This is a genomic window from Leifsonia sp. 115AMFTsu3.1, from assembly GCF_004362795.1.
Classification (GTDB): Bacteria; Actinomycetota; Actinomycetes; order Actinomycetales; family Microbacteriaceae; genus Leifsonia.
The window spans coordinates 1,697,311-1,711,992 of the sequence record NZ_SNYB01000002.1; the positions used below are offsets into that span (position 1 = coordinate 1,697,311).

General features: G+C 69.3%; 13 protein-coding genes and 1 tRNA gene. 12 read left to right on the forward strand and 2 right to left on the reverse strand.

What is annotated here, in order from left to right:
* Positions 1–5: 5 nt before the first annotated feature.
* Positions 6–88 (reverse strand) — tRNA-Leu (locus tag AXZ95_RS19180).
* A 38-nt stretch (positions 89–126) separates the two neighbouring features.
* On the opposite strand from AXZ95_RS19180, the gene AXZ95_RS19185 reads away from it, so the two are divergent.
* Positions 127–732 (forward strand): response regulator, encoded by a 606-nt coding sequence (locus AXZ95_RS19185; protein WP_018191162.1) that lies wholly within the window; start codon positions 127–129, stop codon positions 730–732.
* 77 nt (positions 733–809) lie between these two features.
* Here the strand turns inward: AXZ95_RS19185 and AXZ95_RS19190 are convergent, their stop codons facing one another.
* Complete coding sequence (locus AXZ95_RS19190) at positions 810–1,214, reverse strand: hotdog fold thioesterase (protein WP_018191161.1); 405 nt, start codon at positions 1,212–1,214, stop codon at positions 810–812.
* Positions 1,215–1,272: 58 nt separating this feature from the next.
* Here AXZ95_RS19190 and polA point away from each other — a divergent pair, with 58 nt between their 5' ends.
* The 11 genes from polA (at position 1,273) to AXZ95_RS19245 (ending at position 14,661) form a co-directional block, all read left to right on the forward strand.
* A complete protein-coding gene (gene polA, locus AXZ95_RS19195) occupies positions 1,273–3,945 on the forward strand; it encodes a DNA polymerase I (RefSeq protein WP_018191160.1) in 2,673 nt (890 codons plus the stop codon).
* Positions 3,946–3,986: 41 nt separating this feature from the next.
* A complete protein-coding gene (locus tag AXZ95_RS19200; protein WP_018191159.1) occupies positions 3,987–4,373 on the forward strand; it encodes a hypothetical protein in 387 nt (128 codons plus the stop codon).
* A gap of 101 nt (positions 4,374–4,474) precedes the next feature.
* Positions 4,475–6,148, forward strand: coding sequence for a DUF885 domain-containing protein (locus AXZ95_RS19205; protein ID WP_018191158.1), 1,674 nt, complete (start codon positions 4,475–4,477; stop codon positions 6,146–6,148).
* A 19-nt stretch (positions 6,149–6,167) separates the two neighbouring features.
* On the forward strand, positions 6,168–6,857 hold the full coding sequence (locus tag AXZ95_RS19210; protein ID WP_018191157.1) for a DUF4166 domain-containing protein: 690 nt from the start codon (positions 6,168–6,170) through the stop codon (positions 6,855–6,857).
* Positions 6,854–7,837 (forward strand): DUF1731 domain-containing protein, encoded by a 984-nt coding sequence (locus AXZ95_RS19215; protein ID WP_018191156.1) that lies wholly within the window; start codon positions 6,854–6,856, stop codon positions 7,835–7,837. The genes AXZ95_RS19210 and AXZ95_RS19215 overlap by 4 nt, the downstream gene beginning before the upstream one ends.
* Before the next feature lie 108 nt (positions 7,838–7,945).
* The gene (rpsA, locus tag AXZ95_RS19220) at positions 7,946–9,388 is read left to right on the forward strand and encodes a 30S ribosomal protein S1 (RefSeq protein WP_018191155.1); all 1,443 of its coding nucleotides are present in this window, start codon (positions 7,946–7,948) and stop codon (positions 9,386–9,388) included.
* 101 nt (positions 9,389–9,489) lie between these two features.
* Complete coding sequence (coaE, locus tag AXZ95_RS19225) at positions 9,490–10,092, forward strand: dephospho-CoA kinase (protein ID WP_018191154.1); 603 nt, start codon at positions 9,490–9,492, stop codon at positions 10,090–10,092.
* 65 nt (positions 10,093–10,157) lie between these two features.
* Entirely contained in the window at positions 10,158–12,224 is a 2,067-nt protein-coding gene (gene uvrB, locus AXZ95_RS19230) for an excinuclease ABC subunit UvrB (RefSeq protein WP_018191153.1), read from the forward strand.
* Between the two features lie 43 nt (positions 12,225–12,267).
* A complete protein-coding gene (locus AXZ95_RS19235; RefSeq protein WP_231374428.1) occupies positions 12,268–13,011 on the forward strand; it encodes a DUF4129 domain-containing protein in 744 nt (247 codons plus the stop codon).
* Positions 13,008–13,640 (forward strand): hypothetical protein, encoded by a 633-nt coding sequence (locus tag AXZ95_RS19240; RefSeq protein WP_018191151.1) that lies wholly within the window; start codon positions 13,008–13,010, stop codon positions 13,638–13,640. Before AXZ95_RS19235 ends, AXZ95_RS19240 begins: the two co-directional genes overlap by 4 nt.
* Entirely contained in the window at positions 13,630–14,661 is a 1,032-nt protein-coding gene (locus AXZ95_RS19245) for a MoxR family ATPase (RefSeq protein ID WP_018191150.1), read from the forward strand. Before AXZ95_RS19240 ends, AXZ95_RS19245 begins: the two co-directional genes overlap by 11 nt.
* Positions 14,662–14,682: the final 21 nt, after the last annotated feature.

Sequence of the window (14,682 nt, forward strand, 5' to 3'; positions counted from 1 at the left end):
AGTCGTGCCGCTGGTGGGACTCGAACCCACACGCCCTTTCGGACAAAGCATTTTGAGTGCTCCGCGTCTGCCATTCCGCCACAGCGGCGCACAACAACCCCTGAAGAATACCGTAGGCTTTCGGACGTGACTGACCAGGAATCCACCACCACCGCACCCCGCCGCGTCGTCGTGGCGGAGGACGAATCGCTCATCCGCCTCGACATCGTCGAGATCCTGCGCGACAACGGTTTCGAGGTCGTCGGAGAGGCCGGAGACGGCGAGACGGCGGTCGCCCTCGCGACCGAGCTGCGGCCCGACCTGGTCATCATGGACGTCAAGATGCCGCAGCTCGACGGCATCTCCGCGGCCGAGCGCCTGTCGAAGGACCACATCGCGCCCGTCGTGCTGCTGACCGCGTTCAGCCAGAAGGAGCTCGTCGAGCGGGCGACCGAGGCCGGTGCTCTCGCCTACGTGGTGAAGCCGTTCACGCCGAGCGACCTGCTGCCCGCCATCGAGATCGCGCTCGCGCGCTACCAGCAGATCATCGCGCTGGAGGCCGAGGTCTCGGACATGGTGCAGCGCTTCGAGACCCGCAAGCTGGTCGACCGGGCGAAGGGCCTCCTCAACGAGAAGATGGGCCTCAGCGAGCCCGAGGCGTTCCGCTGGATCCAGAAGGCGTCGATGGACCGCCGCCTCACCATGCACGATGTCGCGCAGGCGATCATCGAGCAGCTCGCCCCCAAGAAGTAGTCCACCGTCGAGTACACAAACTTTGCACGCTCGCGCCCAGTTTCGCGTGCAGTTTGTGCGTACTCGATGGCGGGGCGCTAGAGGTCTTTGATCAGGTTCGTGATGCGGATCGTCGAGCAGCGGCGGCCGCGATCGTCGGTGACCGCGATCTCGTGCGTCGTCAGCGTCCGGCCCAGGTGGATGGGCGTGCACACGCCGGTCACGTAGCCGCTCGTCGCCGAGCGCGTGTGCGATGCGTTGATCTCGATCCCGACCGCCAGGCGTCCCTCGCCGGCGTAGAGGTTGGCCGACATCGAGCCGAGCGACTCGCCGAGGACGACGTACGCGCCGCCGTGCAGGAGGTCCGCGGGCTGGGTGTTCCCCTCGACCGGCATGCGCGCGACGGAGCGCTCCACGCTGAACTCGATGATCTCGATCCCCATCTTCTCGGCCAGCCGGCCGAGCCCCCTCTGCTGCACGTACGCGAGCGCGTCTTCGGTCATCCTCGGCCTCTCTCGACGGGTCGTCTGGACTGTCACCGGCCCCTTGTAGGCTGTCCTGGTGTCAGACTCCGAAAAGCCTACCCTCCTCGTCGTCGACGGCCATTCGCTCGCTTTCCGGGCCTTCTACGCACTCCCGGTGGACAGCTTCGTCAACCGTGAGGGTCAGCACACGAACGCGATCCACGGCTTCATCGCGATGTTCATCAACCTGCTCCAGCAGCAGAAGCCGACCCACATCGCGGTAGCGTTCGACATCTCCCGCTACTCGTTCCGCACGCGTGAATATCCGGAGTACAAGGGCACCCGCGGCGAGACCCCGTCGGAGTTCGCCGGCCAGGTGCCTCTGCTCGAAGAAGCACTCCACGCGATGAACGTCACGACCATCGCGAAGGAGGACTACGAGGCGGACGACATCCTCGCCACGCTCGCCCGTCGCGGCGTGGAGGAGGGCTACAAAGTGCTTCTCGTCTCCGGTGACCGCGACACCATCCAGCTGGTCAACGAGGACGTGACCCTGCTGTACCCGAACGTGCGCGGAGTTTCCGAGCTGAAGGTCTACGACCCGGCCGCCGTCCGCGAGAAGTACGGCATCGAGCCGCACCAGTACCCGGAGATCGCCGCCCTGGTCGGGGAGACGAGCGACAACCTGATCGGCATCGACAAGGTCGGCGAGAAGACCGCCGTCAAGTGGGTGCAGCAGTACGGCACCGTCGAGAACATCGTCGCGCACGCCGACGAGATCAAGGGCGTGGTCGGGCAGAACCTGCGCGACCAGAAGGAGAACGCACTCCGCAACCGGAGGCTGAACCAGCTGCTCGACGACGTCGAACTGCCGATCGCGCTCGACGACCTGGAGCGCAAGCCCCTCAACGAGAACGCCGTGCGCGACATCTTCGCGCGCCTCCAGTTCAAGACCCTCCTCGACCGCCTGATGAAGACCGCGGCGGAGGACGGGATGCTCGACGGCGCCATGTCCGTCGCCGAGGTGGGCGACGCCGGCGCGGTCAGCGCCCCGGCCGTGCGCACGCTGGTCGACGAGGAGCTCGCGAACTGGCTGTCCAAGGCTTCGGCGGACGAGACCGCGGTCGCCGTCCAGCTCGAGGTCGGCCCTGCCGGCATCACGGGCTTCGGCCTCGCCGCAGCGGACGACACCGTGTACGTGCCCTGGGTGGCCGGCCGGAAGGACTACGAAGCCCTCGAGCAGTGGCTGGCGAGCAGCGCGCCCAAGTACTTCTTCCACGCGAAGCCGCAGTTCAAGGCGCTCAGCCGTGCCGGGTTCGTGGTCGACGGTCTGGCGTTCGACACGCGGATCGCGTCCTGGCTCGTGAAGCCGGGCGCCGCGCCGCAGTCGCTGGCGGAGCAGGTGTACGAGGTGCTCGGTGAGACGCTCCCGGTCTCCGACCCGAACCAACTCGTCCCGATCAACGACGCCGTGAGCCCGGCGACCGAGGCGTGGTACATCCGCCGGGTCGCCGAGGGGCAGATGATCGCGCTCGACGAGGGCACCCGCGCGGTGCTCGACGACATCGAGCTGCCGCTCGTCGCCGTGCTCGCCGAGATGGAGCTCAACGGCGTTTCCATGGACTCCGAGGTGCTCGCACGTCTCCGCGGACAGCTGACCGACAAGGCCAACGACTACGCCGCGCAGGCGTACGCGCAGATCGGCCACGAGATCAACCTCGGCTCGCCGAAGCAGCTCCAGCAGGTGCTCTTCGAGGAGCTCGGGATGCCGAAGACGCGCGCAACGAAGACCGGCTACTCGACAGACGCCGGCTCGCTCGCCGACCTGCAGGAGAAGAACCCGCATCCGTTCCTCGGGCTCCTGCTGCAGCACCGCGACGCCACGAAGCTCAAGCAGATCGTGGAGACGCTGGAGCGCTCGGTCGAGGTGGACGGCCGCATCCACACCACCTACGACCAGACCGGTACGAGCACCGGCCGCATCTCGTCGAACGACCCCAACCTGCAGAACATCCCGATCCGAACGGAGGAGGGGCGCGAGATCCGCTCGGCGTTCCGCCACGGCGAGGGCTTTGAGACGCTGCTCACCGCCGACTACTCGCAGATCGAGATGCGGATCATGGCGCACCTGTCGGAGGACCCGGGCCTGATCGAGGCCTTCAACGCGGGGGAGGACCTGCACCGCTTCGTCGGCGCGCGCGTCTTCGGCGTCGACCCGTCCGAGGTGACGTCCGCGATGCGCACGAAGGTCAAGGCGATGTCGTACGGCCTCGCATACGGCCTCAGCGCGTTCGGCCTCTCCAAGCAGCTGCGCATCGAGACCTCCGAGGCGCGCCAGCTGATGACCGACTACTTCGAGCGCTTCGGCGCGGTGCGCGACTACCTGCGCAACGTCGTCGAGCAGGCGCGCGTCGACGGCTTCACCGAGACGATCTTCGGCCGCCGCCGTCCGTTCGCCGACCTCACCTCCACCAACCGGGTGCTTCGCGAGAACGCGGAAAGGCAGGCGCTCAACGCGCCCATCCAGGGCTCCGCGGCCGACATCATGAAGGTCGCGATGCTCGGGATCGCCGGCGACATCATCGACCAGAGCCTCGAGTCGCGCATGCTGCTGCAGGTGCACGACGAACTCATCTTCGAGGTGGCCCCCGGCGAATGGGATGCGCTGGAGGCGATCGTGCGCGCCCGCATGGCCGGCGCGGCCGATCTCCGCGTGCCGCTCGACGTGCAGGTGGGCCGCGGCTCCAACTGGGACGCCGCCGCGCACTGATCCGGGGGCGCACTGATCGCCGCAGGCGTAGTCTCCCCGATGTGAGCGAGCTGGAGCCGCGGAAGCGGCGGAAGAAGGCGGTCGTTCCGCGACGCATCCCCAGCGAGGTCGTGCCTGTTCCTCCGGAGCAGGCGCGGGACTTTGTGCGCGACGCGCTGAGGGGCACGAGCCTGCGCGATCCATTCGCACAGGTCCTCTCGCTCGAGTTCGTCTTCGAACAGCGTGTCCGTTATGTGCCCATGGACGAGACGCACACGCGGATCGAGTTCGACGCGGTGGGCCAGCTTCCCGGGGCCGACGTACTGATGTACACGCGTCGTCTGGGCGAGATCGACCGCTTCTTCGTCGCCCTGCACGATGAGCTCGACCGTCGGGCGCGTCATCGTCGCCCGGACGGCGGCGACAGGGCCATCGACGAAGGCCGCTGAGCGCGACGGCGATATGTGCCCACAGCTCCCGCCGACGGGGAGTTGTCCACATTCCCGACGACACCGTGCCCCGGCAGCCGCCTCCTCGATAGGGTCGGATCATGACCAACGATCAGAAGCGCGAACCCACTCCGGTCGACACGATCGCCGAGGAGTGGGTCGACACCCAGCTCGAGTTGTACCCGGAGTTCCACGTCTGGCTCGGCCGCCCCGGCCGCGAGGGCGAGTACGCCGATTACTCGCCGGCCGGCGCCGAGCACGCCATCGGCAAAGTCAGAGAGACCCTCGCCCGCATCGAAGCGGCCGTGCCGGTCGACGACATCGACCGGGTCACGAAGATGGATCTCACGCGTGAGCTGCAGCTCACGGTCGAGAAGCACGAGGCGGGCTTCGCCCAGCGCGACCTCAACGTCATCGCATCGCCGCCGCAGGAGCTGCGCGACATCTTCGACCTGGTGCCGACGGACACGGAGGACGACTGGGCCAACGTCGCCAAGCGCCTCCACAATCTGCCCGCCGCGATGGACGGCTACATCGAGACCCTGCGCAGCGGCATCGCAGCGGGCAACGTCCCGGCCATCCGCCAGGTGCGCGAGGTGCTCGCGCAGGCGCGGAAGCAGGTGGCCGACACGGGCTTCTTCTATGAGTTCACCGCCGACGCGAAGCCCCTGAACGGCACGCTTCCCGAGTCGCTGAAGGGCGATCTGGCGGATGGCGCGAAGGAGGCCGCACAGGCGTACGCCACGCTGGCCGACTTCTTCGAGAACGAGCTGGCCCAGCACGCCCCCGAGAAGGACGCCGTGGGCCGAGAGCTCTACGCGCTCGCCTCGCGGAGCTTCCTCGGCGCCACCGTCGACCTCGACGAGACGTACGAGTGGGGCATCGAAGAGCTTGCGCGCATGCGCGCCGAGCAGGAGTCGATCGCGCGCGAGATCAAGCCGGGAGCGACCGTCCTCGAGGCGATCGAGTTCCTCGACGGCGACGCGAGCCGCAAGCTGCACGGCACCGACGCGCTGCAGCGTTGGATGCAGGAGACGAGCGACCGGGCCATCGAAGAGCTCGGCAAGTCGCACTTCGACATCCCCGCCGAGATCCGCCGTCTCGAGTGCATGATCGCGCCGACGCAGGAAGGCGGCATCTACTACACCGGCCCGAGCGACGACTTCTCGCGCGCGGGGCGGATGTGGTGGAGCGTGCCCGAGGGCGTGACCGAGTTCGACACCTGGCGCGAGCTGACGACCGTCTATCACGAGGGCGTTCCCGGCCACCACCTGCAGATCGCGCAGGCGACCTACAACAAGGCGCAGCTCAACTCGTGGCGTCGCATCGCCGGTACCTCGGGGCACGCGGAGGGCTGGGCGCTCTACGCCGAGCGGCTGATGGAGCAGCTGGGCTACCTCGACGACCCGGCCGACCGGCTCGGGATGCTCGACGGGCAGCGCATGCGCGCGGCGCGCGTCGTGCTCGACATCGGTGTGCACCTCGAGAAGCCGCTGCCGGACGGCTCGCGTCCGTGGACCGGAGAGGACGCCTTCCCGTTCCTTCGCGAGAACGTCAACATGAACGACGGGTTCGTCCGCTTCGAGGTCAACCGCTACCTGGGCTGGCCGGGGCAGGCTCCGTCGTACAAGATCGGTCAGCGCATCTGGGAGCAGCTGCGCGACGAGTACGCCCGCCGCGAGGGCGCGTCGTTCGACATCAAGGCGTTCCACAAGAAGGCCCTCGACATCGGTGGCGTCGGCCTCGACACGCTGAAGGCTGCGCTGCTCGACTGAGCGGCGCGTCCTTCCACCGGTGACCTCCCCGTACCGCGCCGTGCTGGGCGCGGCGTTCGACGAGCTGCATCCGCGACTGCGGGCGTACTTCGACGCCATCCCGGCCGGCGCGGTCGGGCGGGGGAGCGGCGTGTTCGAGACGGTGGGCACGCCGCGCCGGTGGCTGTGGCCGGTGCTGGCGGTGTTCGCCCGGTCGCACGTCATGTTCCCGGTGTGGGAGCGCGAGGCGCCCTTCACCGTCGAGAACCGCGCGGTCACCTCGCCCGACGGTTCGCCCGCCGTCGCGGCCACGCGATGGTTCGCACTCCGGTCCGGTGCGGCGACCATGGTGGACGAGATCGGAGTCCGTCGGGGAACGGTGATCGATCGTCTCGGCGATCCGGTGCGGGCGGAGGCGCGGTTCGCCGCAACCGTCCGGGATGGCGGACTCCGGCTGCGCTCCACCGCCGTCTGGCTGGTGGTCGGTGGGCGGCGGGTGCGTGTCCCGAGTCCACTCGCTCCGGTCGTCGTCCTGACCGAACGCTGGGACGACCAGCACGAGCACCAGCGGGTGTCCATCACCGTGCACGTGCCGCTGATCGGGCGGATCTACCAGTACCGCGGCCGGTTCCGCTATGCGATCGAGCCGGGCGGTCCGGCGGCGCAGACGCGGGCATCGCGGAACACAGATACACCAGAGAAGAGAGAAACGGGGGAGCGGTCGGAGTGAACGAGCGCATCGTCATCGCCGGAGCGTCCGGATTCGTCGGGCAGTACCTGGAGGAGCACTACCGCGCCGCGGGTTCGGAGGTCATCCTGGTGGGCCGCAGCGGGCCCGACGTGCGCTGGGACGACGCCGACGGCCTGCGCAGAGCGGTCACCGGTGCCGTCGCGGTGATCAACCTGGCGGGCAAGAGCGTGAACTGCCGCTATGGCGATGCCAACCGGGCCGAGATCTTCCGCTCCCGGCTCGCCACCACGCGGGCGGTTCGGGAGGCCATCGCCGCGAGCGACGCGCCGCCGCCGGTCTGGTTCAACGCCTCGACGGCGACCATCTACCGCCACGCCGAGGACCGCCCCATGACCGAGTCCACCGGCGAGCTGGGCTCCGGCTTCTCGGTCGAGGTCGCGAAGGCCTGGGAGCACGAACTGTTCGAGGGCGACCTCCCGGGCACCCGTCGCGTCGCCCTGCGCATGGCCATCGTCCTCGGCGACGGCAGCGCTCTCACACCGCTCGTCAACCTCACGCGGTTCGGGCTGGGCGGCCCCCAGGTGGACGGCCGCTGGTTCTCCACGACCGCACGCCGGAACGCCGGAACGTTCCACGAGTTCCGGGCGCGCGGCGGACGGCAGCGCTTCAGCTGGGTGCACATCGCCGACGTGCTCGGCGCGATCGAGTTCCTGCGCGGCCGGCCCGACCTCGACGGGACGGTCAACATCGCGGCGCCGCACCCCACGGACAACCGCACGCTGATGGCGGAGCTGCGCCGTCTGCTCGGCCGCCCGATCGGTCTCCCGGCCCACCGGTGGATGCTCGAGCTCGGCTCGATCGCGATCCGCACGGAGACCGAACTGGTGCTGAAGAGCCGCTGGGTCGTGCCCGAACGGCTGCTCGACGCCGGCTACGACTTCGCCTACCTCGACCTCGGGCCGGCGCTGCGTGACATCCTCTCCGACCGCGGCTTGCTGCACGCCTCCGCGGCCGGGTAGACTAGAACGTCACTTGTGTGACATCCCTATCCGCCTGCCGTTCGCGGAAACACATCAGAAGAACAACGCGACCGGCCTGATTCCTGTCCATTACGGAGCACCCACTACATGACAACCGCAACGACCGACAAGGCACCCAAGCAGGTCGCCGTCAACGACATCGGATCTGCTGAGGACTTTCTTGCCGCGGTCGAAAAGACGCTGAAGTTCTTCAACGACGGAGACCTCATCGAAGGCACCGTCGTCAAGATCGACCGCGACGAGGTCCTCCTCGACGTCGGTTACAAGACGGAGGGTGTCATCCCCTCCCGTGAGCTTTCCATCAAGCACGACGTCGACCCCAGCGAGGTCGTCGAGGTCGGCGACACCGTCGAGGCCCTCGTTCTCCAGAAGGAGGACAAGGAGGGTCGCCTCATCCTGTCCAAGAAGCGTGCGCAGTACGAGCGCGCCTGGGGCGATGTGGAGAAGATCAAGGAGGCCGACGGTGTCGTCACCGGTACGGTCATCGAGGTCGTCAAGGGCGGCCTGATCGTCGACATCGGCCTGCGCGGCTTCCTGCCCGCGTCGCTCATCGAGCTGCGCCGTGTCCGCGACCTCACCCCGTACCTGGGTCAGGAGATCGAGGCCAAGATCCTCGAGCTCGACAAGAACCGCAACAACGTGGTGCTCTCGCGCCGCGCGCTGCTGGAGCAGACCCAGTCGGAGTCCCGCACCACGTTCCTCAACAACCTGCACAAGGGCCAGGTCCGCAAGGGCGTCGTCTCGTCGATCGTCAACTTCGGTGCGTTCGTCGACCTCGGCGGCGTCGACGGTCTCGTCCACGTGTCGGAGCTCTCCTGGAAGCACATCGAGCACGCCTCCGAGGTCGTCGAGGTTGGCCAGGAGGTCACCGTCGAGATCCTCGAGGTCGACCTCGACCGCGAGCGCGTCTCGCTGTCGCTCAAGGCGACGCAGGAGGACCCGTGGCAGGTCTTCGCCCGCACCCACGCGATCGGCCAGGTCGCACCGGGCAAGGTCACCAAGCTGGTTCCGTTCGGTGCGTTCGTCCGCGTCGCCGATGGCATCGAGGGCCTCGTGCACATCTCGGAGCTGTCCGGCAAGCACGTCGAGCTGGCCGAGCAGGTCGTCTCGGTGGGCGACGAGGTGTTCGTCAAGGTCATCGACATCGACCTGGAGCGCCGCCGCATCTCGCTGTCGCTCAAGCAGGCGAACGAGGGCGTCGACCCCGAGGGCACCGAGTTCGACCCGGCGCTCTACGGCATGGTCACCGAGTACGACGACCAGGGCAACTACAAGTACCCGGAGGGCTTCGACCCGGAGACCAACGAGTGGAAGGAAGGCTTCGAGTCGCAGCGCGACGAGTGGGAGCAGCAGTACGCTGCCGCCCAGGCTCGTTGGGAGGCGCACAAGCGCCAGGTTGCGAAGGGCCTCGAGGAGGCTGCCGCCGACAGCGGTACGTCGACCTACTCCTCCGACTCCGGCGCCGGCGGAACGCTCGCCGACGACGAGTCGCTCGCGGCACTCCGCGAGAAGCTCAGCTCCAACTCCTGAGTATCTGAGTACGAGCGGCCGGTCCTTCGGGGTCGGCCGCTTCGTCGTTCCCGGCGGCCCACTGTGCCGTCGCTCCGCGTCGGCCTGGCTAGGCTGGGCAGGTGCAGCTGATCGGACTCACGGGCGGGATCGCGTCCGGAAAATCGACCATCGCCTCCCGGCTCGCGTCGCACGGCGCCGTCGTGGTGGACGCCGACCGCATCGCCCGCGAGGTGGTGGAGCCGGGCACCCCGGCGCTGGCGGAGATCGCCCGCCGCTTCGGCGACGGCGTCATCGCACCCGACGGCAGCCTCGACCGCCCTGCCCTCGGTGCGATCGTCTTCGGCGACCCGGAGGCGCTGCACGCTTTGAACGGGATCACCCACCCCGCAGTGCTCCGGGAGTCGACGGCACGGTTCCGGGCGGCCGCCGAGCGCGACCCCGACGCCATCGTCGTCTACGACGTCCCGCTGCTGGTCGAGTCCGCCAACGAGTATCCGTTCGACCGCGTGGTCGTCGCCCACGCCGACGAGCAGACCCGCGTCTCCCGGCTGGTGGAGCTGCGCGGGATGGAGCGGGCCGAGGCCGAGCGCCGCATCCGCTCCCAGGCGTCCGACGCCGAGCGGCTGGCCGTCGCCGACGTCGTGATCGAGACCGGCGGCACCCTGGAGCACACCCTTGAGCAGGTCGACGCCCTCTGGGAGGAGCTGCGCGCGCGGCCGTGACCAGCGCCGTTCCGCTGTGAGCGAGAGCCGACCGCACTGTCGGTGGTCCTTCCTAGACTGGAGACATGCTTCCCACGCGCTCCGTCCGTCCCTTCGAGGTCGTCAGCGAATACAGTCCGAGCGGCGACCAGCCGCAGGCGATCGCCGAACTGTCCGCCCGCATCAACGCGGGTGAGACCGACGTGGTGCTGCTGGGTGCGACCGGAACGGGAAAGTCGGCGACGACCGCGTGGCTGATCGAGCAGGTGCAGCGCCCGACGCTGGTGCTCGCCCACAACAAGACTCTCGCCGCTCAGCTGGCGAACGAGTTCCGCGAACTCCTGCCCAACAACGCGGTCGAGTACTTCGTGTCGTACTACGACTACTACCAGCCGGAGGCATACGTTCCGCAGACGGACACCTTCATCGAGAAGGACTCGTCGATCAACGCCGAGGTCGAGCGGCTGCGCCACTCCACCACCAATTCGCTGCTCAGCCGGCGCGACGTCGTCGTCGTCTCGACCGTCTCGTGCATCTACGGCCTCGGTGCCGCGGAGGAGTACCTGGAGGCCATGGTCGCCCTCCAGGTCGGCCAGAACGTCGGCCGCGACGCGCTGATCCGCCGCTTCGTCAACATGCAGTACGAGCGCAACGACGTCGACTTCTCGCGCGGCAAGTTCCGGGTGCGCGGCGACACGATCGAGATCATCCCCGTCTACGAAGAGAACGCGATCCGCATCGAGCTGTTCGGCGACGAGATCGAGGCGCTGTACTCACTGCACCCGCTGACCGGCAACGTGATCAAGAAGATGGATGCGGTGTCCGTGTTCCCGGCGACGCACTACGCAGCGAGCCCCGCGACGATGCAGCGTGCGATCGGCACCATCCAGGAGGAGCTGCAGGAGCGCCTGCAGGAGCTGGAGCGCGAGGGCAAGCTGCTCGAGGCCCAGCGGCTGCGGATGCGCACCCAGTTCGACCTCGAGATGATGGAGCAGATCGGTTTCTGCTCGGGCATCGAGAACTACTCCCGCCACATCGACGGTCGAGCGCCGGGGGAGGCCCCGAACTGCCTGCTCGACTACTTCCCCGACGACTTCCTGGTGGTGATCGACGAGTCGCACGTGACCGTGCCGCAGATCGGCGCCATGTACGAGGGCGACGCGTCGCGGAAGCGCACGCTGGTCGAGCACGGGTTCCGGTTGCCGAGCGCGCTGGACAACCGTCCGCTCAAGTGGAACGAGTTCAAGGACCGGGTCGGCCAGACCGTGTACCTCTCCGCCACACCGGGCAAGTACGAGATGGGCATCGCGGACGGCGTGGTCGAGCAGATCATCCGACCGACCGGCCTGATCGACCCCGAGATTGTGGTCAAGCCCACCAAGGGGCAGATCGACGACCTGCTGGAGGAGATCCGCCTGCGGGTGGAGCGCGACGAGCGTGTGCTCGTCACCACGCTCACCAAGAAGATGGCGGAAGAGCTCACCGACTTCCTCGCGGAGGCCGGGGTGAAGGTGCGGTACCTCCACTCGGACGTCGACACGCTGCGCCGGGTGGAGCTGCTCAGCGAGCTCCGCGCGGGCGTCTACGACGTGCTGGTCGGCATCAACCTGCTCCGTGAGGGACTCGACCTTCCGGAGGTGTCGCTGGTCGCCATCCTCGACGCCGACAAGGAGGGCTTCCTGCGTTCGTCGACCTCACTGGTGCAGACGATCGGACGAGCGGCTCGAAACGTGTCCGGACAGGTCCACATGTACGCGGACGTGCTCACGGACTCCATGAAGAGCGCGATCGAGGAGACCGACCGGCGTCGCGAGAAGCAGATCGAGTACAACCGCGTCAACGGCATCGATCCGACGCCGCTCCGCAAGCGCATCGCCGACATCACCGACGTGCTGGCGCGTGAGGAGGCGGACACCGCACGGATGCTCGCCGGGCGCGAGCAGAAGCGCAAGAGCCCGACGCCCAACCTGCGCAACGGCGGCATCGCGGCGCAGGGCGCGGCGGAACTCGAAGGACTCATCGCCGACCTCAACCAGCAGATGCTGGCGGCGGCGGGCGAGTTGAAGTTCGAGCTGGCGGCCCGCCTGCGCGACGAGCTCTCCGACCTGAAGCGCGATCTGCGGCAGATGGAGAAGGCCGGGCACCTGGGCTGACCGGTCGGCTCCGCTGGGCGCTCGCGCGGGCTACGGTGGCAGGGTGACCACGAAGGCGGGCGGACGGCGGCGATGGACCCTCGCCGTGTGCGTCGTGCTCGCGGCGGTCGCCCTCGTCGCCGTGGCGTTCCAGGGAGCGCCGCAGTTCAGCGGGCCGCGGATGTTCCTGCCGCCCGGCCCCGTCCGGACGCAGGCGCCGGCTCCGCGGGAGTCGGGCACCCCGGCGCCCCGCGGGACCGCGCACGAGGTCCGCATCGACCTGTCGTGGCTGCTTGTCGCCCTCGTCGTCCTCGCCGTCATCATCGGACTGGCGCTGCTCTGGCGCCTCCGTCGCCGTCCGTCGCGGCCTCTCGAACTGCCTCCGCTCGACACTGTCGGTGTGGCGGAGACCTCCGAGGTCCACGCCGACCAGGGGTCCGAACCCGAGCCGGAGCAGGTGCGCCGCGGCCTCGACCGCGCCGCTGAGGTTCTCGCCGAACCGCGCGAGCCGCGCGACGCGATCGAGGCCGCCTGGGTGGGCCTGGAGGAGGGCGCCGCCGATTCCGGCGTCCGTCGCCTCCCCGCCGAGACGCCCGCCGAGTTCGCAGCGCGCGTTGTCGCCCGCGTGGCGGCCGACCGCGACGCCGCAGCCCGCCTCCTCGCCCTCTACCTGCGCGCGCGGTTCAGCAGCGCACCCGTGACCCCCGCCGACGTCGCAGCCGCCCGGGATGCGGTCGAGGCGCTGCGGGCATCCTGGAGCGTCGCGTCCGGCGGCCGGTCGAGCACCCGGGAAGGCGGCCGCCGATGAGCACGCGAGACACCCGCCGAACGCCCCGCTCCGAGCGCCCAGCCCGGCGCGACGACGGCCGGCAGCGTGTCGCGCCGCGCCCGAAGCGTCTCCCGCCGCGCCTGCTGCGCCGTCTCATCCTGAGCGTCCTGCTGGGGCTCGCGGTCGGTCTGGCGGCCTGGTCGCTCGGGATGGACGAAGCCCACGCAACCGGCCTCGGTGCTGCGGCCCTGGCGTTCACGGCCTGTCTCTCGGCCCTCGGCGAAGCGGCCGATCTGAACTGGCCGCCGGCCGCGCCGCCACTCCGCCCCGGGTCGCGACGGGATGTCGTCGCCCTCGGCTGGTCGCTCAGCTCGCGCGGCGGACGCGCGACGCCGGAGGGGCTGCGCGCCCTCCGTTCGGTCGCGGAGCGCGCTCTCCGCCTGCGCGGACTCGACCTGGAGGACCGCGCGGCGGATGCGCAGCTGGAAGAACTCCTCGGCCCCGACATCCTGGCGCTCCTCCGTCGCGGGTCCGTCGTCACGTCGCCGCGGACCTCGCAGATCGCCGCCGTGCTCGACCGCCTCGAAAAGCTCGTCCCTCAACACACTCTGTCCGTCACTCGCATGCCCGCCACCCACTCGCCCGAGGAGCCGACCCGTGCCCGCTGACCCCCGCACCGCATCCATCACCGCATCCACGCTGCTGCCGGTCGACGAGGTCGCCCGTCTCGGCGCGGCCGTGCTCGACCGGGTCGGGAGCGTCGTGGTCGGGATGCGCGAACCACTGCGGATCGCCTTCGCCACGATCCTGGCGGGCGGCCACGTGCTGTTCGAAGACGTCCCCGGCCTCGGCAAGACCCTCGCCGCCCGGAGCATCGCGGCCGCCGTCGGGCTGGACTTCCGTCGCCTCCAGTGCACGCCCGACCTGCTGCCGTCCGACATCACCGGGTCGTTCGTGTATGTGCCGAGCAGCGGCGACTTCGAGTTCCGTCCCGGTCCGGTGTTCACCGGGTTGTTCCTCGCCGACGAGATCAACCGCACCTCACCCAAGACGCAGTCCGCGCTGCTGGAGGCCATGGCCGAGGGGCAGGTGTCGGTCGAGGGCCGCAGCTTCCCGCTCCCGTCGCCCTTCCACGTCGTCGCGACGGCCAACCCGATCGAGTCGGAGGGCACGTACGCGCTTCCCGAGGCGCAGCTCGACCGGTTCATGGTGCGGCTCGGCGTCGGCTACCCTGACGAGGCGGGGGAGTCGCGCGTCCTGCTCTCCCGTGTGGCACGACGGCATGAGGTCGCCACGGTCGAGGCGGTCATCGACGCGGCGACGCTCGCGGCCATGCAGGCGGGGGTCGAGGCGGTGGATGTGGATGCGGACATCGCCGCGTACTGCGTCCGCCTCGCCGCGGCCACCCGCCGGCACCGCTCCGTCGAGGTCGGGGCGTCCCCGCGCGGGTCGCAGGGCCTCCTGCTCGTCGCCCGCGCCCTTGCTGTGCTCGACGGGCGCGACTTCGTCATCCCGGACGATGTGAAGGCCGTGGCCGTCCCGGTGCTCGCCCACAGGCTCACGCTCACGGTGCAGGCGTGGACGGGCGGCGTTCGTGCGGAGCAGGTTGTCTTGGAGGTGGTCAACACCGTGCCCGGACCGCCGGCCGTCGGGAGCGCCCGGCGCGCGGGAGCGGAGGCGTCCGCGTGACGGGCCGCACCCGGAGCGCGA